Origin of the sequence: Streptomyces sp. V1I1 (assembly GCF_030817355.1) — a bacterium.
In the GTDB taxonomy this organism is placed as follows: Bacteria; Actinomycetota; Actinomycetes; order Streptomycetales; family Streptomycetaceae; genus Streptomyces.
In genome coordinates, this window is record NZ_JAUSZH010000001.1 from 4603052 (window position 1) to 4629811 (window position 26760).

Annotated in this window: 23 protein-coding genes; 14 read left to right on the forward strand and 9 right to left on the reverse strand. The window is 71.3% G+C overall.

All coding sequences use genetic code 11. The annotated features are described in order from the left end of the window. Positions 1–253 precede the first annotated feature (253 nt). Positions 254–1636, forward strand: a complete 1383-nt coding sequence (locus tag QFZ67_RS21790) for a transcriptional regulator (protein WP_307662753.1) — start codon at positions 254–256, stop codon at positions 1634–1636. 162 nt (positions 1637–1798) lie between these two features. After that, positions 1799–3343, forward strand: coding sequence for a hypothetical protein (locus QFZ67_RS21795; protein ID WP_307662754.1), 1545 nt, complete (start codon positions 1799–1801; stop codon positions 3341–3343). Positions 3344–3370: 27 nt separating this feature from the next. On the opposite strand, the gene QFZ67_RS21800 is transcribed toward QFZ67_RS21795, so the two are convergent. Beyond that, positions 3371–4789: an ABC transporter substrate-binding protein gene (locus tag QFZ67_RS21800; protein WP_307662755.1), complete on the reverse strand. Its 1419-nt coding sequence runs from the start codon at positions 4787–4789 to the stop codon at positions 3371–3373. 173 nt (positions 4790–4962) lie between these two features. Between QFZ67_RS21800 and QFZ67_RS21805 the strand changes: the two genes are divergently transcribed. After that, entirely contained in the window at positions 4963–5409 is a 447-nt protein-coding gene (locus QFZ67_RS21805) for a hypothetical protein (protein WP_307665916.1), read from the forward strand. A 71-nt stretch (positions 5410–5480) separates the two neighbouring features. Then, positions 5481–6332: a formyltetrahydrofolate deformylase gene (gene purU / locus QFZ67_RS21810; protein WP_307662756.1), complete on the forward strand. Its 852-nt coding sequence runs from the start codon at positions 5481–5483 to the stop codon at positions 6330–6332. 13 nt (positions 6333–6345) lie between these two features. Here the strand turns inward: purU and QFZ67_RS21815 are convergent, their stop codons facing one another. From QFZ67_RS21815 to QFZ67_RS21830, 4 genes are all read right to left on the reverse strand, one after another. After that, positions 6346–7728 carry an extracellular solute-binding protein gene (locus tag QFZ67_RS21815; RefSeq protein WP_307662757.1) on the reverse strand — a complete coding sequence of 461 codons (1383 nt, stop codon included), beginning with the start codon at positions 7726–7728 and terminating at the stop codon, positions 6346–6348. Then, the gene (locus QFZ67_RS21820; protein ID WP_307662758.1) at positions 7725–8048 is read right to left on the reverse strand and encodes a hypothetical protein; all 324 of its coding nucleotides are present in this window, start codon (positions 8046–8048) and stop codon (positions 7725–7727) included. Before QFZ67_RS21820 ends, QFZ67_RS21815 begins: the two co-directional genes overlap by 4 nt. A gap of 17 nt (positions 8049–8065) precedes the next feature. Continuing rightward, entirely contained in the window at positions 8066–8887 is an 822-nt protein-coding gene (locus tag QFZ67_RS21825) for a hypothetical protein (RefSeq protein WP_307662759.1), read from the reverse strand. Positions 8888–8948: 61 nt separating this feature from the next. Further along, positions 8949–12740 carry a tetratricopeptide repeat protein gene (locus QFZ67_RS21830; protein WP_307662760.1) on the reverse strand — a complete coding sequence of 1264 codons (3792 nt, stop codon included), beginning with the start codon at positions 12738–12740 and terminating at the stop codon, positions 8949–8951. 36 nt (positions 12741–12776) lie between these two features. Here QFZ67_RS21830 and QFZ67_RS21835 point away from each other — a divergent pair, with 36 nt between their 5' ends. After that, on the forward strand, positions 12777–13082 hold the full coding sequence (locus QFZ67_RS21835; protein WP_307662761.1) for a trypco2 family protein: 306 nt from the start codon (positions 12777–12779) through the stop codon (positions 13080–13082). Positions 13083–13119: 37 nt separating this feature from the next. Here the strand turns inward: QFZ67_RS21835 and QFZ67_RS21840 are convergent, their stop codons facing one another. Further along, on the reverse strand, positions 13120–14388 hold the full coding sequence (locus QFZ67_RS21840) for a maleylpyruvate isomerase N-terminal domain-containing protein (protein ID WP_307665917.1): 1269 nt from the start codon (positions 14386–14388) through the stop codon (positions 13120–13122). 47 nt (positions 14389–14435) lie between these two features. Next, entirely contained in the window at positions 14436–15017 is a 582-nt protein-coding gene (locus QFZ67_RS21845; protein WP_307662762.1) for a sigma-70 family RNA polymerase sigma factor, read from the reverse strand. Between the two features lie 200 nt (positions 15018–15217). On the opposite strand from QFZ67_RS21845, the gene QFZ67_RS21850 reads away from it, so the two are divergent. Both QFZ67_RS21850 and QFZ67_RS21855 read left to right on the forward strand, forming a co-directional pair. Next, on the forward strand, positions 15218–15592 hold the full coding sequence (locus QFZ67_RS21850; protein WP_307662763.1) for an STAS domain-containing protein: 375 nt from the start codon (positions 15218–15220) through the stop codon (positions 15590–15592). Positions 15593–15705: 113 nt separating this feature from the next. Next, the gene (locus QFZ67_RS21855) at positions 15706–16218 is read left to right on the forward strand and encodes an EF-hand domain-containing protein (RefSeq protein ID WP_307662764.1); all 513 of its coding nucleotides are present in this window, start codon (positions 15706–15708) and stop codon (positions 16216–16218) included. Positions 16219–16389: 171 nt separating this feature from the next. Here the strand turns inward: QFZ67_RS21855 and QFZ67_RS21860 are convergent, their stop codons facing one another. Next, positions 16390–17904, reverse strand: a complete 1515-nt coding sequence (locus QFZ67_RS21860) for a class I adenylate-forming enzyme family protein (RefSeq protein ID WP_307662765.1) — start codon at positions 17902–17904, stop codon at positions 16390–16392. Positions 17905–18044: 140 nt separating this feature from the next. On the opposite strand from QFZ67_RS21860, the gene QFZ67_RS21865 reads away from it, so the two are divergent. The 4 genes from QFZ67_RS21865 (at position 18045) to QFZ67_RS21880 (ending at position 22190) form a co-directional block, all read left to right on the forward strand. Further along, a complete protein-coding gene (locus tag QFZ67_RS21865) occupies positions 18045–19268 on the forward strand; it encodes an amidohydrolase family protein (protein WP_307662766.1) in 1224 nt (407 codons plus the stop codon). Beyond that, on the forward strand, positions 19268–20401 hold the full coding sequence (locus QFZ67_RS21870) for an acyl-CoA dehydrogenase (RefSeq protein ID WP_307662767.1): 1134 nt from the start codon (positions 19268–19270) through the stop codon (positions 20399–20401). The genes QFZ67_RS21865 and QFZ67_RS21870 overlap by 1 nt, the downstream gene beginning before the upstream one ends. Beyond that, positions 20401–21324, forward strand: a complete 924-nt coding sequence (locus tag QFZ67_RS21875) for an acyl-CoA dehydrogenase family protein (protein ID WP_307662768.1) — start codon at positions 20401–20403, stop codon at positions 21322–21324. Before QFZ67_RS21870 ends, QFZ67_RS21875 begins: the two co-directional genes overlap by 1 nt. 413 nt (positions 21325–21737) lie before the next feature. Next, entirely contained in the window at positions 21738–22190 is a 453-nt protein-coding gene (locus QFZ67_RS21880; protein WP_307662769.1) for an ATP-binding protein, read from the forward strand. Positions 22191–22222: 32 nt separating this feature from the next. Here QFZ67_RS21880 and QFZ67_RS21885 read toward each other — a convergent pair whose 3' ends face one another. Further along, on the reverse strand, positions 22223–23149 hold the full coding sequence (locus tag QFZ67_RS21885; RefSeq protein WP_307662770.1) for a cyclase family protein: 927 nt from the start codon (positions 23147–23149) through the stop codon (positions 22223–22225). An 83-nt stretch (positions 23150–23232) separates the two neighbouring features. Between QFZ67_RS21885 and QFZ67_RS21890 the strand changes: the two genes are divergently transcribed. From QFZ67_RS21890 to QFZ67_RS21900, 3 genes are all read left to right on the forward strand, one after another. Beyond that, a complete protein-coding gene (locus tag QFZ67_RS21890; RefSeq protein ID WP_307662771.1) occupies positions 23233–24144 on the forward strand; it encodes an SDR family NAD(P)-dependent oxidoreductase in 912 nt (303 codons plus the stop codon). A gap of 352 nt (positions 24145–24496) precedes the next feature. Beyond that, complete coding sequence (locus QFZ67_RS21895; protein WP_307662772.1) at positions 24497–25714, forward strand: acyl-CoA dehydrogenase family protein; 1218 nt, start codon at positions 24497–24499, stop codon at positions 25712–25714. After that, positions 25711–26760, forward strand: coding sequence for a Zn-dependent alcohol dehydrogenase (locus QFZ67_RS21900; protein ID WP_307662773.1), 1050 nt, complete (start codon positions 25711–25713; stop codon positions 26758–26760). Before QFZ67_RS21895 ends, QFZ67_RS21900 begins: the two co-directional genes overlap by 4 nt.

Consider the following 26760-nt stretch of genomic DNA (forward strand, 5'->3'; position numbering starts at 1 on the left):
ACACTCAACTACCGCCGTCACCTTGGGTTACGGGCGTGCCGTGGCGGGGCGCGAAGCATCGATCCTGCACGCGGGGCGCACGGGTGCACGGGTGGGGGCGCGCATGAGGCCGGACCGCGGCGGGCGGGTAGGCACTCGCAGGGGGTCACGCCGATTCCCGGGAAAAACCGACGAACTCGCTCCAAGTCTGCATTCTCCGTATATCAGCCGGGCAGTGATCAATTCATTGATCACGCGGCCTCAGGGGGTAGTCATGGCAGCCAGGCCTCTCGTCGCCCGACAACCGAACGAACGGTTGCAGGCGCTCATTCAGGAAGCCGGGTGTTCCAACGCCGGCCTCGCCCGCCGAGTCAACATTGTCGGCGCGGAGCGGGGGTTGGACCTGCGCTACGACAAGACATCGGTGGCGCGCTGGCTGCGCGGGCAGCAGCCGCGCGGCCGGGCGCCGGGAATCATCGCGGAGGCGCTCGGCCGCAAACTCGGCCGTACGGTCACGATCGACGAAATCGGCATGGCGAACGGCAAGAACCTGGCGTCGGGCGTCGGACTGCAGTTCTCGCCGACCGTGCTCGGCGCGATCGAGCAGGTCTGCGAGCTGTGGCGCAGCGACGTCGGCCGCCGCGACTTCCTGTCCGGGGCGGCAGTCGCCGCGTCCGCGCTGGTCGAGCCGAGCCGCGACTGGCTGATCACCGGCGCGGACACGCAGGTGGCGCGTACGGCAGGGGCGCGGGTCGGGGTCTCGGACGTCGAAGCGGTACGGGCGATGACGACAGCCTTGACCGAGTTGGACCACCGCTTCGGCAGCGGGCACGTCCGTCCGGTCCTCGTGCACTACCTGAACAGCGTGGTCTCCGGTCTCCTTTCGGGGTCGTACCGCGAATCGGTCGGCCGCGAACTGTTCGCGGCGGTGGCCCGGTTGACGGAGCTCGCCGGTTACATGGCCGTCGACACCGGCCAGCCCGGGCTCGCTCAGCGCTACTACATCCAGGCTCTGCGCCTCGCCCAGGCGGCGGGCGACCGTGGTTACGGCGGGTATGTGCTGGCGGCCTCCATGAGCCACCTCGCGGCGCAGCTGGGGAACCCCCGGGAGATCGCCCAGCTGGCGCGGGCCGCGCAGGAAGGAGCGCGGGGGCACGTCACCCCGAGGGCCGAGGCGATGTTCTTCGCGGCAGAGGCGCGCGGGCACGCCCTGCTCGGCGACGCCCGCACCTGCCACGAGGTGGCGGGCAAGGCGCTCGCCGCGCTGGAGCGGGCCGAGCCGTCGGCGGGGGACGATCCGGTGTGGATCGCCCACTTCGACCACGCCTATCTCGCGGACGAGCTGGCGCACTGCTACCGCGACCTGGGCCAGGCGGAGGCGGCCGCGCACCACGCGTCCCACGCGCTGGACGGCCACCCCGAGTCGAGGGCCAGGCGCCGGGCGATCGGCCTCGTCCTGCTGGCCACGGCCCAGGTCCAGCAGCGCGAGGTGGAACAGGCCTGCCACACGGGCACGCGCGCGGTCGAACTGCTGGGGACGCTGCGCTCGAGCCGGGGCGCGGAGTATCTGGAAGACCTCCAGCAGCGGCTCGAGCCGTACGAGGACGAGTCGGCGGTGCGGGACTTCGGGGCGCGGCTGGAGCTCCAGGCGGCCTAGGGGAGCTGCGCCCCCGGACCCCTTCCGCCGCTCATCGTCGGCCGACCTTTAACAGCGTCTTGAGGAGGCTTCTTGTTACCACTCCCACACGTGTGTGCGGAGCCCCTGACGTACCCGGTAGCGTGAGCCGACGATTCCGTAGGTCCACACGTAGGAGTCCCGGTGACGCAAAACGGACAGGGTGACGAGCAGCCGCCTGCTGCGCGGCCCGCGTACGAAGGCGTCGTGCTGCCCGCCGACGGAAGTGAGCCCTGGGTTCCAGGCGTCTCCGACGCCCAGGTGGCTCCGGCGGGCGGACAGCCGTGGGGTGAGCCGTGGGGACCGCAGCAGCAGCCGGGGCAGCCCGGGCCGCCGACTGACGGTGGCCCGGTCGCCCAGCACGGCTGGGGCGAGGCCCCCCAGGCGGGGGCGGGGTACGGCGCGCAGCCACTGCCGCCACAGGGACAGCCGCCGCAGGCGGGGTACGACGCGCTGCCGCCCGCGCAGGGCGGGTACGACGCGCTGCCGCCCGCGCAGGCGGGGTATGACGCGCTGCCGCCCGCGCAGGCGGGTTATGACGCGCTGCCGCCCGCGCAGGCGGGGTACGGACAGGCCTCGCAGGGCGGGCACGGTGCGCAGCCGCTGCCGCAGGCTCTGCCCCCGCAGGCCGTCCCCATGGGGGACTCCGACGCCACGCAGTACATCCCTCCCGTCGCGCCCGGGGCGCTGCCGCCCGAGGCTCCCGCCGAGTCGACGCAGTTCCTCGGGACCGGGCCCGCGCAGGCGCCCGCCCCGGGGCCCGACGCCGACGCCACGCAGTACATCCCGCCCGTGCCAGCCGCGCCCTCCGCCGCGCCCTTCGGGATCCGGCCGGGGACTCCCGGTGACCGGCAGCCGCCCGCGGAGTTCGACAGCCTCTTCCGTACGGACGCGCCCGCCGGCCAAACCCCGGACGCCACACAGCAGTTGCCCCGGTTCGAGACCCCGCGAGGGGTCGGCCGGCCGCCGCGCCGGCCGCAGTACCAGCAGCCGCAGTACCCACAGCCGCAGGCGCCGTACGAGCCGCAGGGTCCCGAGCACGAGCCGCGGCGGCGTAAGTCCTCGCACGTGCCCGTCATCGCCGCTGTCGTCGTCGGCTGTGCCGTCCTCGGGCTCGGCGTCAGCGCCGTCATGTTCGGCGGTGGCGGGGACGAGGAGAACGACCCCGGCGCCGGCAAGAACGTCGCCGCCACCTCCGATGCTCCCAGCGGCAGCCCCAAGGCCGCTGACGACCCCGCCAAGCCGCAGGCCGAGGCGCTCGACAAGCTCCTCGCCGACAGCAACAACAGCCGCGCCGCGGTCATCCGCTCGGTGGAGAACATCAAGCAGTGCAAGAACCTGGACCAGGCGGCCAGTGATCTGAGCGGGGCCGCGGAGCAGCGCCGCAGTCTGGTGACCCGCCTTGAGGGGCTCACCGTGGACAAGCTGCCCAGCCATGCCCAGCTGACCGCGTCGCTCACCAAGGCCTGGCAGGCGTCCGCATCGGCGGACGACCACTACGCGGCCTGGGCCAAGCAGGTCGAGGGCAAGAAGGGCTGCAAGGACGGCCGGGCGCGCAATACGGGACAGACCGCCCAGGCCAACCGCGCCAGCGGTGACGCGACCAAGGCCAAGAAGGAAGCCTCCGGGCTGTGGAACGCCATCGCCGGAAAGTACGGCCTCACCGAGCGGCGCAGCGACCAGCTGTAGGGGACGGCAGGAGACAGACGCGCGGCGTCAGCCGGACGTGACGGCGGAAGCCGACAGCGTCTTGCTGACGTCCACGAAGCCCTGCTTCTGGGCCACCAGCCGCCCGTCGCGCACCACTTGGAACGTCACGCTTCGGTTCACGATCCGCGGGAAGCCGGGCGTGCCGAGCATGTCCTCGTAGTCCCAGCGCAGGGTGGGAGTCAGCCCGCCGGTCGGCACCTGTACCCCGCTGTCCAGGGCGTGCGAGATCTTCCCCGCCGTGATGTCGTCCGAGTCGAGCGACTGGACGACCGTCCGCAGCACGGTGTACGCGATCCAGGTGGTCTGCACGCCCGCGTCGGCCGGGTCGATGCGGTTGTCCCCGAACGCGTGGGCGCGGATCACCCGCTCCATCTCGCCCCAGCGCGTGTCGCCGGCGTCCGGATACCAGCCCGTGATGTAGGCGCCTTCGAACGGGCCATTGCGGCCGCCCGTGCGGTCGATGAGGGGCTGGCCGACGGAGCCCATGACCGAGGAGACCCGGATCTTCTGGTCGTCCTCCGGCAGCCGCCGGAAGGAGTCGAAGAAGGTCTCGGTACGGTCGCCGAGCGCGGCGGTGACGCACCCCGGGCGGTCGTCCGACCCGGCGCCCGACCCGGAACCCGACCCGGAACCCGACCCGGAACCCGACCCGGAACCCGACCCGGAACCCGACCCGGAACCCGAGCTGGATCCCAGCCCCGACCCGGAGCTGGCCCCCGCCTTCCTGCGGGCCTGGTCCGCCTGCGCCGTGTAGTCCGTCGCGTCTTCCGCCGCCAGGATGTCCGTCGACTTGCGCCGACTGCCCTCCGCGAGGCCCGCATTGAGCAGCCCGGGCAGTTCGTCGCCCGCCAGGGTGTTGGGCCGCACCAGCGAGACCCGGTCGCAGGTGTCCGCGAGCTGCTGGCCGTTGCCGGCCAGGAGGGCCGCCTGGCCGCCGTTGACCGGGTAGGAGAGGTAGCTGGTGAACTCCTCCTCGGATATCCCGTAGCCGCCGATGAAGGGGATGCCCGCGGCCTCCAGCGGGGCCATGAAGGCTTCGCCGTGCTGGCTGTACGAGCCGACGACCGCGACCACGCCCTCCTTGACCGCCCGCCGGGCGCAGGCGGCGGCGCCGGTCGAGGTGTTCTGCTCGTTGCAGGAGATGATGCGCAGCTCGTGTCCGTCGAGCCCGCCCTGCGTCTTGGCCCAGCGGGCGTACGCCTTCGCCATCGCCGGCATGCCGGGCATGTTCGTCGCCCGTGTCTCCTCGGGGGCGAAGGTCATCACCTTGACGGGTTCCCTGGAGCCCCCCGAGCCTCCAGGGAAGACGCCACAGCCGGTGACCAGCGACGCACCGGCCGCCACGGCAGCCGTCGTCATACACACGGCGCGAACTCGAGCGGTCCTTGAGGGGCGGGGGGAGGAGGAACGTCGCCAACCGGTCATGCTCCGCCACATTTCCGCTTCCCGGGTAACGGAGTAGTGAGCATTCTTCAACGAAGGGTGACGGGAAGGTGAATTACAGGGGGCTGTTCGGTCGAGCGAGGGGGGAACGTACGATCGCAGGCGTGCAGCAAGGTTCGGACACCTCTTCCCGTCGCGGCCGTCGCTCCTCCACCATGGGCGGCATGCCGCTCAATGACATGCCCTGGTGGCGCTGGCGCAGCAATGTGCGCTCGGCGCTGCACATGCTTTCCGACCCCGTCTTCCACCAGGAGTGCTGGCTGGCCGGCCGCGAGGGATACGGCGACGTCACCGACGCCGTGTACCGCCTGGTCGAGGACACCTGGCTGGACAACTGGTCCGCCGAGAAGTACGTCGGGACGATCTTCCGCGACTCGGGCGAGGCCGCCCTCGTCGATGTCGCCGTCCTGCGCGTGCTGCGGATCATGCATCAAGTAGGTGCGGACGCTCCCGTATCGGCCTATCTGGAACACCATGGCTGGCCGGAGGCCGTGCGGGCCGCCCGTGAGGCACACGTACGCCTCTCTGTGAGCGACGGCGAGGATCCGGACGCGCCGCCGCGCTCGCTCGATGTGCTGCGAATCATGACGCGGTCCGCCTGAGGGTCCGCTCCCGAGGGTCCGCCTGACGGGCCGGGATCCTTCGGGACCGGCGGATATGGCACCCTACGAGGATGACTGACCAGTACGTCCTGACGCTCTCCTGCCCGGACAAACAGGGCATTGTGCACGCCGTGTCGAGCTATCTCTTCATCACCGGCTGCAACATCGAGGACAGTCAGCAGTTCGGAGACCGGGGCACGGGACTGTTCTTCATGCGGGTCCACTTCTCGGCCGAGACGCCGGTGACCGTGGACAAGCTGCGGGCCAGCTTCGCCGCCGTCGGGGACTCGTTCCAGATGGACTGGCAGATCCATCTCGCCGAAGAGCGGATGCGGATCGTGCTGATGGTCAGCAGGTTCGGTCACTGCCTCAACGACCTGCTCTTCCGCTCCAGGACCGGCGCGCTGCCGGTCGAGATCGCGGCGGTCGTCTCCAATCACACGGACTTCGCCGAGCTGGTCGCCTCCTACGACGTGCCGTTCCATCACATTCCGGTCACCAAGGACAACAAGGCCGAGGCCGAGGCGCAGTTGCTGGAGCTGGTGCGCGGTGAGAATGTCGAGCTGGTGGTGCTCGCCCGCTATATGCAGGTGCTCTCGAACGATCTGTGCAAGCAGCTGAACGGCCGGATCATCAACATCCACCACTCCTTCCTGCCGAGCTTCAAGGGCGCGAAGCCGTACCACCAGGCGCACGAGCGCGGCGTGAAACTGATCGGCGCGACCGCGCACTATGTGACGGCCGACCTCGACGAGGGCCCGATCATCGAGCAGGAGGTCGAGCGGGTCGGCCACGGGGTCACCCCGGAGCAGTTGGTGGCGATCGGCCGTGATGTGGAGTGCCAGGCGCTGGCGCGGGCGGTGAAGTGGCACGCGGAGCACCGGATCCTGCTCAACGGCCGCCGTACGGTTGTGTTCGCGTAACCGCGCGCTGTCCTCACCGGCTGCCGGACGGCCCGGGCACGTTCTCGCACAGATCATCCAGTACGAACGCCCTCTCCTGCACTTGCAGGATCCGTTCCGCCTCCAACTGTTTGAGCAGCCGGTCCAGCAGACCCGCGTCCTGCGGATCGCCCAGGAACTCCAGTACGGCGCGGTAGAAGGCGTCCCGCAGCGTCGGCGGCATGGCGTCCGAGGCGTCCAGGCAGATCTGGCTCGCCCCGTCGAACAGGCCCTGCACGGCGCGGGTGTTCTGCGACAGCGGTACGGTGCCGAACGCGCCGCCGGGGAAGTACGGCCGCTCGCCGGGCCGCGCCGCCTTCGCCCAGTCCTCGCGGGCCTGGCGGGAGGTCAGCCGGTCGAGCAGGTCCCAGGCAGCGGCGCTGGGCTTGAAGACCGCGGCCATGTCGCCGGAAACCTCGAAGGCGTTGTCCTGGCTCTGCGCCTCGCTCTGTCCGTCGCTCTGCCCGTCGCGCTCTCCGTCGCGCTCTCCGTCGCTCTGTCCGTCGCTCTGTGCGTCGCTCTTTGCGTCAGGCTGCCCACCGGTCTTCCCCGCACCGAAGAAGGCGGCGGTGGACGTGGGCTGCACGTCGTCGCCGTAGTGGCGGCGGATGAACGAGCCCTGGTGTTCATGGGTGCAGTGACCGCCGTTCAGCAGCCCGTACCGGCCGTTGTCGAGCTGCTCGAAGGACATGCTGAGCCCCTCCCGTGCGAGGTTCCCGTCGTTCGCGGCGAGCAGCGCGGCCCACTCCTTCCAGGCCTCCCTGGTCTGCTGCCACGGCGTCTTGCCGGTCGCCCACCTCTCGTACGCGTCGGGTCCCTGCCGTTGCAGCAGCAGGTCCTCCACCCAGTCCGTGCCCGGCCAGCCGGAGGTGGCGCCGGAGCCCACGCCCAGGCACCAGTCCGGCTGCTTCCGGGTACTTTTTGCGCGGCTGAAGACCAGTGACTTCAGGTCGACCCGCACCGGCGCCCAGTAGGCGTGCGTACGGGCCTGGCCCTGCTCGTTCTCGACGGTGAGGAAGGGCGCCCACGGCGGGACCGCCGCCCCTGCCACCCGCTGAGGGAGCGGATGCGCGTCTCCGGCCCTGGCGTACTCGGCGAGCTCACCGGGGCTGCTCAGGATCGCCAGGTCCGGCGGCGCGCCCGCCTGGAGCTGGGCCACCAGCGTCTCGCGCAGGGAGCGGGTGCCCTTGTAGACGTAACTGCGTCCGGTCCGCTCGCCGATGCGCCGCAGCGCCGCCTTGAACGGTCTCTCCTCGCCGTCGGTCCATGGGCCGAGGACGACCAGGGTGCGCTCCTCGGCCGCGTCCGAGCAGCCGTCCGCCATAACGGCGGCAGCGGTGAGCAGACAGCAGGCCAGCAGTGCCCTCAATCGCTTCATGCGTCTGTGTACTTCCGTCGGGGGCGAACGGCCGGATAGGGCCGGCCGTAGAGGAAGAGCGTGACGCCGCAGGCGAGCGCGCCCGCCCCGGCCGCGGGAACGACGATGCCCGCGGTCAGCGACCAGCCGTCGGGGTGGGCTTCGCGCATCACAGCAGCCGCCTCGCGTGCTGTGGACTCGATCTTGCGGGGTGCCGTACGTTCCGCGCCCAGCTGTTCCAGGGCGCCGACGGTCGTACGCACCCGCTCCTGCGCGGCGTGCTCCTCGACGCCGCCGAGGGCCAGCAGAACGGGCGTGAGAAGCACTGGTACCGCGGCCACCGCCAGCTGCACGCTGATCAGCCGCAGCCGGTCCCGCAGGAAGATCGAGGTGCCGACGAGGACGAAGGCGAAGAGGGCGGCGGAGAGTGCCGCGGCGGCTGCCGCGGCCAGGGTGAGCGGGCTCCAGGCCGCCAGGTCGCGGTTCTCCTCGTGCAGTTGGTGCTCCAGCTCCGCGATGCGGTCGAGGATGGAGATGGGCTCCTGGGGGTGGCCTGGGCGACGGTCAGGTGCTTGCCGCGCAGCATGTCGTCGGCGTAGTCGACCCCGGCTTCGCGCAGCACTTTGCTCAGACGGTTCCGGTCGGCCCACGCGATCTTGTCGCCGTATGCGACGACCAGGCCGGAGACGACCCGCAGCTCCTGCTGCTGCGCCTTGTGCAGAGCTCTGGACTGTGCGACCCGGTTGAGGCTCTGCGAGGCTTCGGTGAGCAGCGAGCGGTAGGTCTCGCCGAGCTCGACAGAGCCGGCCTGCTCGGCGGTTTTGAGGCGTAACTCGGCCTGGGCCTGGGCGAGTTCGAGGGAGACCCGGGCCTGCGCCAGATCCACGAGCGCGGGCGCGCAACGATCCCGCAGCCGCTCCGTACGGCCGTGCACGTCGCCGTAGGCGGCCGCGGAGAGGGCGAGGGCGACCACCGCGAGCGCGGGCAGCACCAGCATCCTGCGGCGCAGGAACGCGGCGGTGGGGCGGCTCCCCTCGGGGGTCCGGCCCGCGGCGCGCAGCCACAGGGCGGGGAAGAGACCGCGCAGGGCAGGGAGGACGCCGGTGGCGGCTGGGCGCAGCCGCGCGAGGGCAGGGCGGAGCCGGTCGAGGCGCAAGCGGAACAGCTTGCGGCTGGTCATGTGCTCTCCCGGGGGCCGCGGTGCCGCGCCGGCGCGGGACGGAGCCGCCGATTCGGGCCGTTCATGCGTCATCGCCCGGCTCGCGCAGCCGCGGGCGGCGGGGCAGCCACGCGGTCAGCGGCCGCGGCGTCCGGCCCCGGTCCGGGTCCCGGTCCGGGTTCCGGTCCCGGTAGTGCTTCAGGCCAAGCGGACGGGTCCGGTACGCGCTGTCGAGCAGCGCCTCCGCGAGCGCCGCGTCCTCCGCGCGGTCGGTGCGCGGCACCTGTTTGGCCAGCTTGCGGTAGCTGGCGGAGAGTTGCTCGCGCAGCTCCCGTTCGGTGGCCGGGACGGGCATCCCGGGCGGCAGCGAGTCGCGCAGTTCGGCCAGCGGGTCGGTCAGCGGGTCGGCCAGCGGGTCGGTCTTCTCCCGCGCGGCGCCGACCAGTTCGAGGAGCAGTTCCAGGAGCTCCGCGGTGAGCCGTTCGTACGCCTGCCGGTCGGTGAGCCCTTCATGGCTCACCAGTCGGCGCAGCGCGGCGTACGCGCGCACCGCCGACGCCACCGTCGGCGCGCTCCCGTCCGCGGGCGGGCTGGCGTGGATGCGGACCATCGCCGTGCGCGCCGCGGTGCGGTGCCGGGAGTCCGGGGGCACACCGTCCAGGTACGCGAGGGCCAGATCCGGGCTGCGCCGGGCGAGATGGATGCGGGCGAGTCCGAAGGCGGCGCTGCCGAGCGCGTGGTTGCGCCGCCACACCGCGTCGTAGAACTGCATGGCCTGCTGCTCGTGGTCCTCCCGGGCCGCGGCCCCGGGGGTGCCGTCGTCGTCCGCGCCGCGCCGTTCGTCCGCCAGCCTTTCGTGGCAGTAGCCGAGGGCGAGCTTCGGCGCGTACTCGCCCGGGATCGCGTAGTACACCTCGTCGAAGCAGCTCAGGGCCCGGCGCAGCCGGCCGTGGGCGAGCTCGGTGAGCCCCCGGTGCCAGTCGAGCCGCCAGTCGTACTCCGCGCGCTCGCCGAGCAGCCGACGGGCCCGGTCGAGCTCCATCGCGGCCGCGACCAGTTGCTGGTCCCTCCCTCGGCCACCCGCCCCGGCGACCGCTGGGGGTGCCCCCAGGCGCACTTGGTCGCGGGCGAGCTCCAGATGGAGCCGGCAGCGCAGCAGATGCAGCTCGGGGGAGGCCAGCCACTCGTCGCTGAGCTGGAGCAGACCTGCCGGGTCGGCATACGAAGTGCGCTGCAACTCCTTCCAGTTGGGGTCCCGCTGGTCCGGCTTTGGCATCGGCAGGGCCACCGCTACCTCGGCCGGGTCGGGCACCCCCGCGCCGAGGAGGTAGCCGCCGGCGCCGCCTGCCCGCCAGCGGCTCAGCGGCGGGGCCTTGCCGAGCTGACCGTCCAGGGCGGTGGCGGCCCGGTCGAAGAGCGGGGACGGCTCGAAGGTCTCCTCGCCGAGCCGCAGGGAACGCAGTTCGCGCAGCACACCGCGCAGTTGGAGGGACATCTCCTGGGCGGATGCGTAACGCCGCTTGGGATCGCTTGCCATGGCGCGCCGCAGCGCACGCTCCAGCGACACGGTGCCGAGGTCGGCGGGCGGCGCGGGGGCCTTGGCGAGCAGCGAGCCGAGGACCGCGCCGACGCTGTAGAGGTCGCCCGCGGTCGTCATCTCGCCCGCGGGGCCGGTCTCCGGCGGCCGATGGCTGACCGGTCCTGGCGTGCCGGGCTTGCGGACGCCCGCGACGTCGATGAGTTTGATGCCGTTGCCGCAGTGCAGGACGTTGGTGAGGGACAGATCGCCGTAGACGAGGCCCTCCTGGTCGTGCAGATAGCTGAGCGCGTCCAGGATGAGCAACCCGTACACGACGATGAACTCCCGCACCCGGGGCCCGGAGAACGGCGAACGGTGCTGGGCGATCCGGGCCGCGACCCACTCCAGCGGCGCCCCGTCGGCGAACTCCATCACGATGAACTCCGCCGAAGTCGACGGATGACGCGCGTAGTTGACCACCCGGATCACGGACGGATGATTCAGGCTGACCAGTCGTAGCCGCTCCTGATGCGCCTGAAGGACGGCCGCGGGGTTTCCCGGGTCGAGGATCCCCTTGAGCGCCACCGGACGGTTGTCGAGCAGCAGGTCGCGGGCGAGATACACCTGCCCGTGGCTGCCCTGGCCGATCGGGCCCACGACCTCGTACTGCTGGTGCAGCCGGTCGCCGCCCGCCAAATGGGGCCCGGCCGGTGCGGTGACGAGCGCGTCCGGGTCGCGCACGGCGACGACCGGCAGATCCGTGAGCCCGTCGCCGGGCGGGTCCACGACGAACTCGTGCGGGCCAAGCGGCCCGGCCAGGACCAGCTCGGCCGCCTCGGCGTCCAGCAGCGCCGTCTCGATGTCGACGGCGAGCCGGAACAGCTCGTGAGGCAGGGCGGGCGAGTCGTACAAGAGGCCGCCGCAGCGTAGCTGTTGGAGCCGCCCGCGCAACCGTGGGGACCGGTCGTCGGGGCGGCGCGGTGTCGGCCGGCCCGCCGTGGCCGGATGCCCGGGCAGCTGCCGTAAGCGCTGTTCGGTCTCGGCGAGCCGGGTGATACGCGCGGCGAGCCGGTCGGCGCGGCGGTCGGGCCACTCGGGTTCCAGGAGCTCGGCGCGTACCCGGGCGAGCAGCGGCGAGCGCGGGTCGCTGAAGACGAGCAGCAGCCGGCTGTGGCCGCGGGCGAGCAGCGCGCGCAGCAGCGCCACGATCTCCGCGTCCGGCGACGCGGACCGGTCGACGGCGAGGAAGGCGGCGATCAGCGGCGGGCTCGCGTCGGCGATCTGGTCGAGCAGCTCGGTGTGAGGTGTACGGGACGGGGGCGGGTCGTCCAGGCCGATCCGGTCGGCGGCGTGGACGGCGAGCTCCTCGGCGGTGCGGTTGGTGGCGTCGACGGCGATGTCGATGCTGCCCACCTGCGGCTCGCCCGCCGAACTCGCGGACGCGGACGGCGGGCTCTGCTCCCGGTCGGCGAGGGTGAGGGCGGAGCGGACGGTGTGCAGCAGCGCGTGCTCCCCCTCACCGGCGAAGGCCAGCTCGACGGGGTCGGTGTCCGGAGCGCCGTCCAGCCAGCGGGTCAGCCTGCGATGCAGGCCGGGGACCCGGCCGGAGGCGGTCCTGTCGGGGGCGACGGCCACGTCGCGGGAGACGGCACGGGGTCCGTTGACCGTCAGCCCGAGCCGTTCCAGCGGCAGATACTTCAGCACGGTCTCGGTCGGGATCATGTACGCGTGCTCACGGCGTACGGGCGCCTGCGGCGTACCGAACTGGTGGGCCACGATGCCGATGAGCCGGCGTGAGCGGCTGTGGACGACCCCGCTGCCGCTGTAGCCGTGCCGGACGACGTACGAGGAGCCCTCCGTGTCGAGCTGCACCCACTCGGGCTTGGGCGCGGGCCCGCCGCGCCCCATCAGCCGGGCGTCGAGATGCTCACCGCCCGGCAGGTCCTCCGGGTAGCCGGTGAAGTGCACCGGCTCATTGCGCGCCGGGATCTGGCGGTGCAGCACGGCATGCGGCACGGACGGCTCGTGGTCCAGCTTGAGCAGGGCGAGGTCGCCGCTGAAGTGCGGGGTGGGCAGGACCAGATACTCCCGCAGCAGCCGGGCGCGCAGGGGCCCCGGCCCGTCGCCGGACAGGGCGGCGCCGGGACCGTCCACGTACACGGTGTCGAAGGGGGTGCGGGCGCCGTCCTGGCCGGGGCGCGAAAGCACCGTATGGGCGCAGGTGAGCACCAGCCCTCCGGGGAGCAGCACCCCGGCGCCCAGCGGGCGGCCCGCCCGGTCTTGCGTACGCAGCAGACAGACCCGCCAACTCTCCTCATGCGAAGAGGTGTTGGACGCACGCAACGGCTCCCTCATACTTCACAACGATAACTACAGGAGACGGGGGGCGCGATGGCTGAGCGTGACGATGCCGCGGTGGCCGGGCTCGCCGAGGTGATCGGACAGGTCCGGGACGAGCTGGAGCGGGCGCAGCGGGCCGGGGAGGGACGCGATCTCAAATTCAGCGTGGAGAGGGTGAACCTGGAGTTCGCGGTGCAGGTCCGGCGCGAGGGCAGCGGCAGGGCCGAGTTGCGGATCGGGGTGGTCACGGCGGGCGCCGGCGGGACGGCGGCGCGGGACACGACGCACACGATCCAGATCGAGCTGAAGCCACAGGGGCGCGACGGGGACCCGAACGTGCGGGTGGGCGGGGAGTAGCTTTTTTGTCCCCGCACCGGCCAGGCGGCCGCGGCCGCTACAGCCTGCTCAGCGACGCCGCCGCGAACAGCACGTCCCGGATCGCCTCGCGGTCCCCGTCCTGGCCCGCCGCGGCCTCCTCCGGCGAGATGTGGCCCGCCAGCAGGCGACAGAACTCCACGCCGTCCAGCGCCACTTGGGCCACCGTCTGTTCCGCGGAGCCGACGGCCGCCGGGGAGTCCAGCGCGATGAACCAGTTCCCGCCGCCCGAGCCCTCGACCTCCAGACGCAGAGAACGGCCCGGCGCACCCGCCGCGACCAGATGTTTCGCGGGTCCGGCGAGGCCCGCGCGTCTGCGGTCGGCGAGTGCCGCGGGCAGCAGCCGGGCCGCCAGGTCGATCATCCGGTGCAGATGGGAGCCGCTCGGCGGCTCGTACGGATAGTCCACCGCGTCCGCGATGTCGCCCGCGTGCATCCAGCACTCGAAGGCCCGGTCCAGCAGGGAGTCCTGCAGTGGCAGGGCGAAGTCACCGTACGAGACGGACAGTTCGGCGACTCCGCGGCCGGCGAAGGACACCGTGCGGATGAGCGTGTGGCTCTGGTCGCGCCACGGCTCGCGGATGGTGCGGGTGGGCGGCCGGTCGGCCGTGTTCCAGAAAACTTCGGTGCGTTCGGTCGGCACTCTCGGCGCGTTCGGTCCGAGCGGATCGTCCAGACCGAGGGTGCCCGCGACCAGACCGTCGACGGTCATCAGATGCGCGATCACCCCGGCCACGGTCGTCCGGCGGCTCACCTGCCGCTCGCCCTCGAACCACTTGAGGCGCACAGGCGCATGCCACTCCGACTCGCCGATGTCCCGCAGCAGCGCGTCGAGCCGCGCGGTCTCGGCGTCGTACGGATTCGCCCAGGTGGGCACCGGGATACGGGCGGGCCTGCGCCCCAGGCAGTTCTCAAGGACGCGGAACCGCAGCAGCGGGTCGAGGTCCAGGTCCCGGTCGGTGTGCAGCAGCGCGACGGCGTCACGCAGCCGCAGGGCCTCTTCCGCGCAGGGCGCGCAGTCGCCGAGGTGTTCCTCGACGGCCGCGGTCTCCTCGGCGGAGCAGGCGGACAGCGCCCATGCGCCGAGCAGGGACTTCAGCACGCTGTGGGACCGGCGTTCGCCCTTGCGCGGTCCATCGCCCGTTCCGCCGCCCGTTCCGCTGCCTGCATCGGGCGGCGATTCTGGCTCCGGGGCAGCCGCTTCGGGCCGCAGGCGCGCGGGCACGTCCAGCGCGTCCAGATCGTCCGCCGCCGACCGCGGCCCCGGTATACGCGGCGCGCCCCGCATCTCGTCGCGGCCGTCATCGTCGCCGTGGCCGCCGTCAAGCGGGCCGTTCACAAGGAGCGTCCGTATCCGGGCGGGGACGAGCCCTCCAGCGGGCGCGTGTTGGCGGTGGACAGCAGTTGGAGGCCGAGCCGCAGCCGGCGCCTGGCCTCGTCCTCGGTGACCCCGAGGTCGGCCGCGGTCTGGCGGTAGTCCCTGCGTTGGAAGTACGCGAGTTCCAGCGCGGCACGCAGCGGCGCAGGCATGGAGGTCACGATGTAGTCGGCGCGGGCCGCGACCGCCGCCCTGCGCACCTTCTGCTCCAGCTCCTCCGTAGTGCCCTCGCCGCTTTCCGCGAGCGCGGCGGCCTCGGTCCTCCGCAGTCGGTACACCGCCTGGCTGTTGGTGATCTTCGCCACCCAGGAGCGCACCGAGCCCTGCTTGGGGTCGTACGCGTCGGGGTTCTCCCAGATGTAGCCGAAGACCTCGCGGGTGACCTGGTCGGCGGCCTCGTCGTCGTCGAGAACCCGGTGGGCGAGCATGTGCACGAGCGACGCGAACCTGTCGTACAGCTCCCCGAGCGCGGCGGCCTCTCCGCGCGAGAGCCGCTGCTGCATCTTGCGGTCCCAGCGCGGTGGTGCGTCCTTTGCCATACGGCCCCCAAGCCCTTGCCCCTGTGCCTGTCGCCTCTTCGAATGTAATGCGCGCGGCCGCGGACGCACGACCCTTTGCGGCAAGAGCGCGCCCCGAGGCGCCCCGGGATGGTAGGAGCCTCACGGTCTGTGTTTCGCGCGAGTACGGCTGGGCAGCCGCCACAGGAAGCGCGGATTCCGGTACGAGGAGAGGTCGGGTCGTGATGCTCAAGGTGGACGAGACCCGGCAGGGCGCATGGACGGTGCTGCACGTCTGCGGCGAGCTCGATCTCGTCTCCTCGCCGGTGATCCGCCAGCATGTCCATGACGCGGTCGCCGTCGGCCGCCGGGATCTGGTGCTCGACCTCTCCGAGGTGCTCTTCTGCGACTCCAGCGGCGTCGGCCAGCTGATCGCCGCCCGCCGCCTGCTGCGCTCATGCCAGGGCAGGCTCCGGCTGGTCCTGCCCGCCCGCGGCGCTGAGGAAGGATCGCACGTCAACCGGGTGCTGGCGGCCCTCGGGGTGCGCCGTCTCTTCGAGGTGTACGCGGACGCCGGCTCGGCCACCGACGAGGAGGCCGAGCCGCTCTCCGCCTGACCGTAGTCACCGGGTGACTGTCTGTCCGTCACCAGGCCGTCGCCCGGATGTCGCCGTCAGGTAATTGGCTGGGTACTTGCACGCGTCAGCGTCCGGGGCCGTACCCTCGCCGCATGGACAGCGCAGAGTACGAGCGCAAGATCGCTTCCCGCTTCGCCGCCTTCGACCAGGACGGCAATGGCTATATCGACCGTGAGGACTTCAGCGGGGCCGCCGCGGCCCTGCTCGCCGAGTTCGACACGACCGCACGCTGCGACAAGGGCCAGGCCCTGTACAGCGGTGCGGAGGCGTTCTGGCAGGGCATGGCCGGAATCGCCGATGTGGACGGCGACCAGCGGGTCACCCGCCAGGAGTTCATCACGGGTGCGGTGAAGAGACTGCGCGACAACCCCCAACGGTTCGCCGAGATCGCCCGCCCCTTCCTTCGTGCCGTGATCGCCATCGCCGACGAGGACGGCGGCGGCGTGACCCCGTCGGCCGCCGAGCGGGTGCTGCGGGTGCTGGGCGTGGAGGCCGACGTCGCGGCGAAGGTGGCGGCGGCGCTGGATGCGGACGGCGACGGCCGGATCAGCGAGGAGGAGATCCTCTCCGCCTTCGCGTCGTACTACGTCACGCCCGAGCCGTAGGCCGCCTCCGGAGCCGCCCGCCGGGGCTCCGCCCCGGACCCCGCGCCTCAAACGCCGGCGAGGCTTGAATTTCCCGCCGGTCGGCCTGAGTTTTCAGGCCGACCGGCGGAAATCAAGCCCGTTGGGGGTCCCCCGGACGAAGTCTGGGGGAGATTGAGGACAACGCGTACCTCAGGCGTACCGCTCCCTCAACTTGTACTTCAGTACCTTCCGCAGCGTCTCGTTCCGCGGCAACGCATCCGTGATCTCCAGCTGTTCAGGCAGCTTGTGCACCGAAAGCCCCCGCCCCCGCAGATACTCCGTGACCGCGCCGAGGCTCAACCCCCCGGCGCCGTCCCGCTGTTCCACCACCACCGCGCACACCCGCTCGCCGCGCTCCGCGTCCGGCAGCCCGATCACAGCCACGTCCGCGATCCCCGTGTGCTCGTGCAGCAGGTCCTCGATCTCCTTCGCGGAGACGTTCTCGCCCTTGCGGATGATGACGTCCTTGAGCCGGCCGGTGAGGACCAGATGCCCGGACTCGGTGACGTGTCCCAGGTCGCCGGTGATGAAGAACCCCTCGCCGTCGAAGGCCGCGGCGCTCTGCACCGGATCCAGATAGCCCCGGCAGACGGCCTCGCCGCGCAGCCGCACCTCGCCGTTGACGATCCGTATCTCCATGCCCGCCGGCGGCCGTCCCTCCGTCGTGGCGAGGTTGTGCGCGGTGTCGTCGGGCGCGCCCATGGTGATCATGGGGACTTCGGTCATGCCGTAGCCGTGGGTGAGTTGGCAGCCCATCTCGCGTACGACGGCGTGGTACATCTCCGGCGGCTTGGGCGCCCCGCCCCCGGCCAGCAGCCTCAGACTGGGGATCAGCTTGCGCTCCGGCTGTTTGCGCTGCTCGGCGAGGAACATCGAGTAGAACGCGGTGGAGCCGCCCGCGACCGTGACGCCGTGTCTGCGGTAGCCCTCCAGCGCTTCGGGCAGCGCGAACTGCTCGAACATCACCGCGGGGAAGCCGTACAGCAGCAGCATCACCGTGTAGTCGGGCCCGGCGATGTGCGCGAAGGGGAAGGCCATCGAGCCGACGTCGTCGGACGACAGGTGCAGCGCGTGCGCGAGGCAGGAGCCGCCCGCGATCAGCGAACGGTCGGTGTGCAGCACGCCCTTGGGGTCCGATGTGGTGCCCGAGGTCCAGTAGATCCACCGTACGTCCGTACCGGAGGCGGGCGGCGGCGGCAGCACCGCGGGGTCGGCGTCGGGGAGGGTGTCGTACGCCTCGAAGATCAGCGGCGGTTCGGGGAGTTCCAGCGCGAGACGGCGTGCCATGCCGGTGTGGTCGAAGCCGCGCCAGGTGCCGGGCACGGCGAAGAAGGCGGCCTTCGACTCCCGTAGCGCGAAGCCGACCTCGCGGTCCCGGTAGAAGGGGATGACCGGCGACTGTACGGCTCCGACGCGGGCGAGCGCGAAGGAGAGCAGCGCCGTCTCGATCCGCGTGGGCAGCTGCCAGGCGACCACACTGCCGGGCCGTACGCCCAGCTCCCACAGCCCGGCCGCGACCCGCTCGGAGCGGTCCCGCAGGGCGCCGAAGGTGAGGGCGCGGTCGTCCTGGAGGAGCACGGGCCGGTCCGGGGTGAGGGCCGCCCTGCGCTGGACGAGTTCCCAGAGTGTGCGCGATTCGCCCAGTGCGTGTGGGGTCTCGGTCATGCCCGTATCCCTCCATGGTGGCGCATTCCTGACGGGCAGTCAGATCGTGGGAGAGCGTAGGGCTCGCCGCCTTGTCGGTCCAGGGGTGCGGGGCTAGCCTGATTTCTGACGGGTCATCAGAAACTGTCGGAGGGGACACCATGACCGAACTGCCCCGGATCATCAGCGTCGACGACCATGTGATCGAGCCGGCCCACCTCTTCGAGACCTGGCTGCCCGCCAAGTACCAGGACCGCGGACCCAGGCCGCTGACCGCGGGCATCGGTGAGCTCGCGTACGTCGCGGGCAAGTACCAGATCACGATGGATCCCGATGGCCCGCCGACCGACTGGTGGATCTACGAGGATCTCAAGTTCCCGTACAAGCGCAATATCGCCGCCGTCGGCTTCGACCGCGACGACATGACCCTCGAAGGCATCACCCGCGCGGAGATGCGGCCCGGCTGCTGGGACCCCACGGAACGCCTCAAGGACATGGACCTCAACCATGTCGAGGCCTCGCTCTGCTTCCCGACCTTCCCGCGCTTCTGTGGGCAGACCTTCGCGGAGGCGCACGACAAGGAGGTCGCGCTAGCCTGCGTACGCGCCTACAACGACTGGATGGTCGAGGAGTGGTGCGGGGACAGCGGCGGCCGGCTCATCCCGCTGTGCATCATCCCGCTCTGGAACATCGACCTGGCGGTCGCGGAGATCGAGCGCAACGCCGCGCGCGGTGTGAAGGCCGTGACCTTCTCCGAGATCCCGACCCACCTCGGGCTCCCGTCGATCCACTCCGGCTACTGGGACCCGTTCTTCGCGATCTGCCAGGAGACCGGCACGGTCGTGAACATGCACATCGGGTCGTCCTCCCAGATGCCCGCCGCATCGCCGGACGCGCCGCCCGCCGTGCAGGCGTCGCTCAGCTTCAACAACGCCATGGCCTCGATGATGGACTTCCTCTTCAGCGGCGTGCTGGTGAAGTTCCCGCGGCTCAAGCTGGCGTACAGCGAGGGCCAGATGGGCTGGATTCCGTACGCCCTGGAGCGCGCCGACGATGTGTGGGCGGAGCACCGGGCGTGGGGCGGGGTGCGCGACCTCATCCCCGAGCCGCCCTCCACGTACTACTACCGGCAGATGTTCTGCTGCTTCTTCCGCGACAAGCACGGGATCGCCTCGCTGGACGTCGTCGGCCGCGACAACGCCACCTTCGAGACCGACTACCCCCATGTCGACTCGACCTTCCCGCACACCAAGGAAGTCGCCCTCGACCACATGAAGGGCCTGGACGACGAGACGGTCTACAAGCTGATGCGCGGCAACGCGATCCGCATGCTCGACCTCGACCTCGACCTGGACCGCGATCTGGACCTGGGCCTGGACCGGTAGTGGACCTCACGTACACCGCCGAGGAGGAGGACTTCCGGGCACGGCTGCGCGAATGGCTGGCCGTGTCGCTGCCGAAGCTGCCCGCGAAGCCCGGCCCGCTGGACTGGCCCGGGCGGCGTGCGTACGACACCACCTGGCAGCGGATGCTGTACGACGCCGGGTACGGCGAAGTGCACTGGGACGCGCCCCCGACCCAGCGGTTGATCTTCCTGGAGGAGACGGAGCTGGCCGGGGCGCCCTATGTCGGCGCGAACTTCGTCGGGCTGCTGCACGCGGGCCCCACCATCGCGGCGGAGGGCACGGCCGAGCAGCGCGCCCGCTGGCTGCCGCCCGTGCTGCGCGGCGACGAAGTGTGGTGCCAGGGCTTCAGCGAGCCCGACGCGGGCTCCGATCTCGCGTCGCTGCGTACAAGGGCCGTCCGGGACGGTGACTCGTACGTCGTCACCGGCTCCAAGATCTGGACCTCGCACGCCGAGGTCGCCGACTGGTGCGAGCTGCTCGTACGGACCGATACCGAGGCGCCCAAGCACCGCGGCATCACCTGGCTCGCCATGCCGATGGACGCGCCCGGGATCACCGTCCGGCCGCTGCGGACGCTGGCCGGGTCGGCGGAGTTCGCCGAGATGTTCCTCGACGAGGTCCGGGTGCCGGTCGCGGACCGGGTCGGCCGGGAGAACGACGGCTGGCGTGTCACCATGGTCACCCTCTCCTTCGAGCGCGGCACCGCTTTCGTCGGCGAGGTCGTCGCCTGCCGCCGCACGCTGGGCGAACTGGCCGCCGCCGCCCGCGCGAACGGCACCTGGGACGACCCGGTGCTGCGCCGCAGGCTTGGCCGCCTGAATGCCGAGTTCCGCGCCCTGTGGCGGCTCACCCAGTGGAACGTCAGCGAGTCCCAGATGACGGGCGGCGTACCCGGCATCGGCGGCTCGGTCTTCAAGCTCCGCTACTCGCACGCACGCCAGGAGCTGTACGACACGGCCGCCGAGGTACTCGGACCCGACGCCTTCGACCTCGACCGGGAGTGGACCGCGGACCGGCTGTCCTCCCTCTCGTACACCATCGCGGCGGGCACCTCCCAGATCCAGCGGAACATCGTCGCCGAGCGGATCCTCGGCCTCCCGAAGGGGCGCTGATGGACTTCCAGTTGACGGACGACCAGCGTGCGCTGCAAAGAGGTGTATGGGAGCTGCTGGCCGGCCGCTTCGGGCGCGATGCCCTCAGGGCGGCCGTGGACCACGGGGGCAAGGTCGACCGGAAACTGTGGCGGGAGCTGGGCGAGGCCGGGTTCTTCTCGCTGCGGCTGCCGGAGGAGGGCGGGGTGGGGCTCGGCCTGCCCGAGGCGGTCCTGGTCTTCGAGGAGGCGGGCCGGGCGCTGCTGAACGGGCCGCTCGTGGCGACCCATCTGGCCGCGTGCGGCGGGCTGCCGGGCGCTGCGGACGGCACGCGTGTGTTCACCTGCGCCACCCAACTGCGCGGTTTGGTACCGCATTTCGCCGACTCGGACGCCGTCGTCGACATCCATGGCACCTCGATGCGGGTCCGGTATCCGAAGGACCTGCCGTCGGCCCGGTCCGTACGGTCCATGGACCCGCTCACTCCGCTGCACCGGATCCCGGGCGGGACGCCGAAGGCCCCGCCGCGCCCGGACGCCGTGCTCCTCACCGCGGCAGAGCAGCTCGGCAGCGCGGCCCGCACCACCGAGACGGCCGTGCAATACGCCAAGGACCGCCGACAGTTCGGGCAGCCCATCGGCGGCTTCCAGGCAGTCAAGCACCTGTGTGCCCAGATGCTCGTACGTACGGAGGTGGCCCGCGCCGCCGTCTACGCGGCGGCCGTCACCGAGGACTTCGCCGAGATCGCCGGCGCCAAACTGCTCGCCGACGAGGCCGCGGTCCGGGGCGCTCGCGACTGCCTCCAGGTGTACGGCGGAATGGGCTTCACCTGGGAGGCGGACGTGCATCTGCACCTCAAGCGGGCCTGGCTGCGCGCGCAGATGTGGCTGACCGCGGCGGAGGCGGAGGAGATCCAGGCGGAGGCCTTGGCCTCAGCACTCTGAAGCGTTACCGAGCGTTGACCGGGCGTGGGGTACGGGCGTCGATACCGGGTTGTGTCCTTCGCGCGACTCGTCACGGCCCGGAGTCGGGGACCTGCTCCGGTACTCTCCGTGGGATGCGAGTGGTTCCGAGGCAGGGTTGTCACGGTGTTGCCAGTGCGGCGACGCCGGGCCCGGGAATGCGCGCCGTTCACGCGGTGCGCGCGCGTGCTGCGAGCCTCTGTTCGACTCCCCGCAACGTGCGTCGCACAGTATGCACCACGAGTACTCCTTCGCGCTGGAATATGCCTGAAGCGCTTGTTGCGGTGACTGTACGTCAACCATGCTGTCTTGCAAGGGAGTCACGTTCAGTGACCTGGTTGAGGACCTTGTCGAGGCGCGAGGCGATGTGTCCGCCGGTTCGGATGGTGTGAGCGGTGCAGGTGCTTCTGGTTCAGTTGGAAGTCGGGCCCGACCCCGCGGAGGTTGGACGCGCCCGGAGGTGGGCCCGTTCGCGGCTCGCCGGGTCAGGCATAGGGGACGACGAGCCACTGGCCGACACGCTGATCCTGCTGATCTCGGAGCTGGTCACCAACGCGGTCGTGCACACCGGCTGTCCGGCGGTGCTGCGGATGCTCTTCGGCGCGGGTGCGGCGGAGGCCGGGACCGTACGGGTGGAGGTCGCCGACATCAGCGCCTGCCCGCCGAAGCCGCGCCACGCCGAGGGTGATGACACCAACGGCCGCGGGCTCGAGCTGGTCGACGGCCTCGCCGACCGGTGGGGCTGGCAGCCGGAGGGCGCGGGCAAGTCCATCTGGTGCGAGGTGGACAGGGGTGCGCCGGAGGTCGCGTACGAGCCGGTGGTTCGGGGCTTCGTCACCGCGCCGTAGGGCGGGGCCTTACAGGATCGCGACGGCGGTTCTCACAGGATCGCGACCGGAGCGACGGGGGTTCCGGTACCGCCGACGAACGGCTCGGGCATCGCGGAGAGCAGGAACGCGTACCGCCTCTCCTCCGCACAGGCTGTGGACAGGCTCTCCAGATTCCAGTTCTGGCCCTGGAGCATGCCCATCTCGACGAGGTCGAGGGCGTGCACGGGAAGCCAGAGGTTCTCGATCTCCGGCGGGAAGATCTCGAAGGTGAGGGTGTCGTTCGCGACGGCGGCGACGTCGTGGGCGTTGAACCACTCGGGTGTACGGACGGAGAGCCCTGGCGACGGATATGCGTAGCCGTGCTTGTCGCCGGCCAGGCAGACCTGGATCTGGCCGGTCCGTACGAGAACGATGTCACCGGCTCGCACGGTGACGCCGCCGAACTCGGCGGCCTCGTCCAGATCCTCGGGGGTGACGGCGTGGTCGCCGGGCAGCCGGTGGAGACCCTTGGCGCGCGCGACATCGAGGAGCACGCCACGCGAGACGATGTACGGGGCCTTGTCGATGCCGCTGAACCGGGCGCGGGTGTGGGGAGTGATGGTGTCGGCGGGGCGGCCGTTGTAGATCTTCCCCGAGTGGGAGACATGGGTCAGGGCGTCCCAGTGGGTGGCGGCCTGAAGTCCCATGGTCACGGCGTCGTCGCTGGTGGCGACCGTGCCGGGGCCGAAGAGCTCCTGGTTGATCTGGACCATGGTGTGGAGGGGGTTGACCCGCCCCGGAATCATGCCGGTCTGGATGCCGTCCTGGTGGAGCGGCAGCGCGAGGGGGATTCTCCGTCCGCCGCGGACGGCTGTGGCTGCTTCCCGTACCACCTCGTCGGTGATCAGGTTCAGGGTCCCTATCTCGTCGTCCGCGCCCCAACGCCCCCAGTTGTTCACGCGCTTGGCGATCTCGTGGAACTCGGCCGGGAGTGACATCGGGCCTCCTGGAGCTTGTGCTCAGGTATCTGACTGACCGTAGAATCTAACGGTCCGTCAGAAACCGCGGGAAGGGGCCGGACATGGGGAACTTCTTGGCAGGCAAGGTCGTCGCCGTGACGGGTGCCGGGCGCGGCATCGGCCGGGCGGTGGCACTGGCCGCTGCGGCGGAGGGGGCGCGGGTCGTCGTCAACGACTACGGCGTCTCGATCGAGGGCGGCGAGCCGACGTCGGAGGTCGCGTCGGAGGTCGTCAAGGAGATCGTCGCGGCCGGCGGCGAGGCGGTCGCGGTGGCCGACGACATCGCGACGATGGCCGGGGGGCAGCGACTGATCGACGTCGCGCTCGCGGAGTACGGCCGTATCGACGGGGTCGTATGCGTGGCCGGGATCCTGCGTGAGCGGATGCTCTTCAACATGTCGGAGGAGGAGTGGGACCCGGTCGTGGCCACCCACCTGAAGGGCACCTTCACGGTCTTCCGCGCGGCGTCCGCGGTGATGCGCAGACAGGGCACGGGCACGCTGATCGGCTTCACCAGCGGTAACCACCAGGGCAGCGTGGCGCAGGCGAACTACTCCGCTGCGAAGGGCGGAATCATCTCTCTGGTCAGGAGCGCGGCGCTGGGCCTGAACAAGTACGGGGTGACGGCGAACGCGATCGCCCCTGTGGCCCGTACGCGCATGTCCGCGAACGTCCCGATGGAGCTGAAGGAGATCGGCGAGCCGGAGGATGTGGCGGCGCTGGTGGTGTACCTGCTCTCCGAACGGGCCCGGGAGGAGCGGATCACGGGCCAGGTCTACACGATCGCCGGCCCGAAGATCGCGGTGTGGGCCCAGCCGAGGGAACTCCGGGCGGGCTACGCGGAGGGTGCATGGACCCCGGAGAAGATCGCGGACTTCCTGCCGGGAACGGTGGGGGTGGACCCGATGCCGATGCTGGCGCACCTGGAGGAGATGGCGCGGGCGGCGGCGAGGAGGGACCGCCCGAACGGCTAGCCGGGGCTCTGGCCCGGGCCCCGCGCCTCAAACGCCGGCGAGGCTGGATTCGGGGCTCCGCCCCAAACCCCGCGCCTCAATCGCCGGCGAGGCTGGATTTCGCGTCCGGGACCGCGCCCTCAATCGCCGGCGGAGCTTGATTTGCCCGGGCGGGCTTCAAGTTTCCGCCGGACGGGCGGAAATTCAAGCCCGTTGGGGGTCCCCCCGGACGAAGTCTGGGGGAGATTGAGGACAACGCCCGAAGGGCGTGCGGGGGTCTGGGGGCTTGCCCCCAGTTCGGGAAGTGGGGGTCCCCCCACGCCCGCCAGGGCGTAGGGGGAGGGTAGGGGAACTTCAACTCCTTGGAGGAGACGTGGACTTCGCGTTCGGGCCGCCAGACGACGCGTTCCGCAGAGACGCACAGTCATGGCTCGCCGAGCACATGACCGATGAGTTCGCCGGCCCCGCCGGCCTCCGCGGTTCCGGCAGCGAGCACGAGCGAGTCCACGCGCACCGCGCCTGGGAGCGGGAGCTCGGCCGCGACGGGTGGATCGGGCTCGGCTGGGACACCGGCGCGTACGGGAACCGCCGGGCCACCCTCACCCAGCAGGTCGTCTGGGCCGAGGAGTACGCCCGCGTCGCCGCCCCCGGCCGCCTCGGGCACATCGGGGAGAACCTCCTCGCGCCCACCCTGATCGCGTACGGCAGCCAGGCGCAGCAGGACCGCTTCCTGCCCGCCGTCGCGCGCGGCGAAGAGCTCTGGTGCCAGGGGTACAGCGAGCCGAACGCAGGGTCCGACCTCGCCGGGGTGCGGACGGCGGCCGTACGCGACGGGGACGTCTACCGGATCAGCGGGCAGAAGATCTGGACCTCCCTCGCGCAGGACGCCGACTGGTGCTTCGTACTGGCACGGACCGAAGAGGGATCCCGGCGGCATCTAGGGCTGTCGTTCCTGCTCGTCCCGATGGACCAGCCGGGCCGTATCGACGTACGGCCCATCCGGCAGATGACCGGGACCAGCGAGTTCAACGAGGTCTTCCTCGACGGCGCCGAGGCCCGCGCCGAGCATGTCGTCGGCGGCGAAGGCAACGGCTGGCGCGTCGCCATGGGCCTGCTCGAATTCGAGCGCGGGGTCTCCACCCTCGTCCAACAGATCGGCTTTGCCGAGGAGTTGACGCGGGTCGTGCGGCTGGCTGTCGACAGCGGCGCGGTCAGCGATCCCGTGCTGCGCGACCGGCTCGTACGGCAGTGGGCCGAGCTGCGCACCATGCGGTGGAACGCCCTGCGAACCCTGGGGGGTTCGGGCGACCGAGGCGCCCCCAGCGCCCCCACCAACCCCGGCGCCCCCAGCGTCGCCAAACTGCTCTGGGGCGGCTGGCACCAGCGTCTCGGCGAGCTCGCCATGGCCGTCCGGGGCGCCGCCGCGGCCACCGGCCCGTACGACTGGAGCCGTGAGCGCCCGTACGAACTCGACGCTTTCCAGCGCCTGTTCCTCTTCACCCGCGCCGACACGATCTACGGCGGCTCGGACGAAATCCAGCGCAACATCATCGCCGAGCGGGTGCTCGGCCTACCGAGGGAGCCCCGATGAGAGGCGTCGTCTTCGACGGCAAGCAGCCCCAGGTGGTCGACGATCTGGAGATACGGGAGCCGGGGGCCGGCGAGGTGCTGGTCGCCGTCGCCGCCGCCGGGCTGTGCCACAGCGACCTGTCCGTGATCGACGGCACGATCCCCTTCCCCGTGCCGGTCGTGCTCGGGCACGAGGGCGCGGGCGTCGTCCAGGCGGTCGGCGCGGGCGTCGGCCATGTCGCGCCCGGCGACCATGTCTCGCTGTCCACCCTCGCCAACTGTGGCGCGTGCGCGGACTGCGACCGCGGCCGCCCCACCATGTGCCGCAAGGCGATCGGCCGCCCCGGCCGGCCGTTCTCCCGCGGCGGTGAGCCGCTCTTCCAGTTCGCCTCCAACTCCGCTTTCGCGGAACGCACGATCGTCAAGGCCGTCCAGGCGGTGAAGATCCCCGCCGACCTGCCCCTGACCTCGGCCGCGCTGATCGGCTGCGGGGTGCTGACGGGGGTGGGAGCCGTGCTGAATCGCGCGATGGTCGACCGCGGTGACACGGTCGTCGTCATCGGCACCGGCGGCATCGGCCTGAACGTCATACAGGGCGCGCGGATCGCGGGCGCGTCCGCGATCGTCGCCGTCGACTCGAACCCGGCGAAAGAGGCGGTGGCCCGGCAGTTCGGGGCGACGGACTTCCTCGCGTCGGCACAGGGCGTACGGGAGATCCTGCCGACCGGCGCCGACCATGTCTTCGAGTGCGTCGGGCATGTGGGGCTGATCCGGCAGGCGATCGAGCTGCTAGACCGGCACGGCCAGGCGATCCTCCTCGGCATGCCTGCGGCGACGGCGGAGGCGAACTTCGTGCCGGCGGCGATGTTCCTGGACAAGTCGATTCTGGGCTGCCGTTATGGCTCCTCGCGTCCGCAGCACGACATCGCCCTGTACGCCGAGTTGTACCGGCAGGGCAGGCTACTGCTGGACGAACTGGTCACCGAGATCTACCCGATCGAGGACTTCGCGAAGGCGGCTGACGACGCGCACCACGGGCGGGTGGCGCGCGGCGTGCTGACGTTCTGA

What these genes read in the sequence shown, in the direction of transcription:
- QFZ67_RS21805 (WP_307665916.1), top strand. Translation starts at nt 4,963, where the DNA reads ATGGGCGGCATGCCGCTCAATGACATGCCCTGGTGGCGCTGGCGCAGC.
- QFZ67_RS21790 (WP_307662753.1), top strand. Translation starts at nt 254, where the DNA reads ATGGCAGCCAGGCCTCTCGTCGCCCGACAACCGAACGAACGGTTGCAG.
- purU (WP_307662756.1), top strand. Translation starts at nt 5,481, where the DNA reads ATGACTGACCAGTACGTCCTGACGCTCTCCTGCCCGGACAAACAGGGC.
- QFZ67_RS21825 (WP_307662759.1), bottom strand. Translation starts at nt 8,887, where the DNA reads ATGACCAGCCGCAAGCTGTTCCGCTTGCGCCTCGACCGGCTCCGCCCT.
- QFZ67_RS21840 (WP_307665917.1), bottom strand. Translation starts at nt 14,388, where the DNA reads ATGCGGGGCGCGCCGCGTATACCGGGGCCGCGGTCGGCGGCGGACGAT.
- QFZ67_RS21830 (WP_307662760.1), bottom strand. Translation starts at nt 12,740, where the DNA reads ATGAGGGAGCCGTTGCGTGCGTCCAACACCTCTTCGCATGAGGAGAGT.
- QFZ67_RS21835 (WP_307662761.1), top strand. Translation starts at nt 12,777, where the DNA reads ATGGCTGAGCGTGACGATGCCGCGGTGGCCGGGCTCGCCGAGGTGATC.
- QFZ67_RS21815 (WP_307662757.1), bottom strand. Translation starts at nt 7,728, where the DNA reads ATGAAGCGATTGAGGGCACTGCTGGCCTGCTGTCTGCTCACCGCTGCC.
- QFZ67_RS21900 (WP_307662773.1), top strand. Translation starts at nt 25,711, where the DNA reads ATGAGAGGCGTCGTCTTCGACGGCAAGCAGCCCCAGGTGGTCGACGAT.
- QFZ67_RS21800 (WP_307662755.1), bottom strand. Translation starts at nt 4,789, where the DNA reads ATGACCGGTTGGCGACGTTCCTCCTCCCCCCGCCCCTCAAGGACCGCT.
- QFZ67_RS21890 (WP_307662771.1), top strand. Translation starts at nt 23,233, where the DNA reads ATGGGGAACTTCTTGGCAGGCAAGGTCGTCGCCGTGACGGGTGCCGGG.
- QFZ67_RS21875 (WP_307662768.1), top strand. Translation starts at nt 20,401, where the DNA reads ATGGACTTCCAGTTGACGGACGACCAGCGTGCGCTGCAAAGAGGTGTA.
- QFZ67_RS21885 (WP_307662770.1), bottom strand. Translation starts at nt 23,149, where the DNA reads ATGTCACTCCCGGCCGAGTTCCACGAGATCGCCAAGCGCGTGAACAAC.
- QFZ67_RS21865 (WP_307662766.1), top strand. Translation starts at nt 18,045, where the DNA reads ATGACCGAACTGCCCCGGATCATCAGCGTCGACGACCATGTGATCGAG.
- QFZ67_RS21845 (WP_307662762.1), bottom strand. Translation starts at nt 15,017, where the DNA reads ATGGCAAAGGACGCACCACCGCGCTGGGACCGCAAGATGCAGCAGCGG.
- QFZ67_RS21855 (WP_307662764.1), top strand. Translation starts at nt 15,706, where the DNA reads ATGGACAGCGCAGAGTACGAGCGCAAGATCGCTTCCCGCTTCGCCGCC.
- QFZ67_RS21860 (WP_307662765.1), bottom strand. Translation starts at nt 17,904, where the DNA reads ATGACCGAGACCCCACACGCACTGGGCGAATCGCGCACACTCTGGGAA.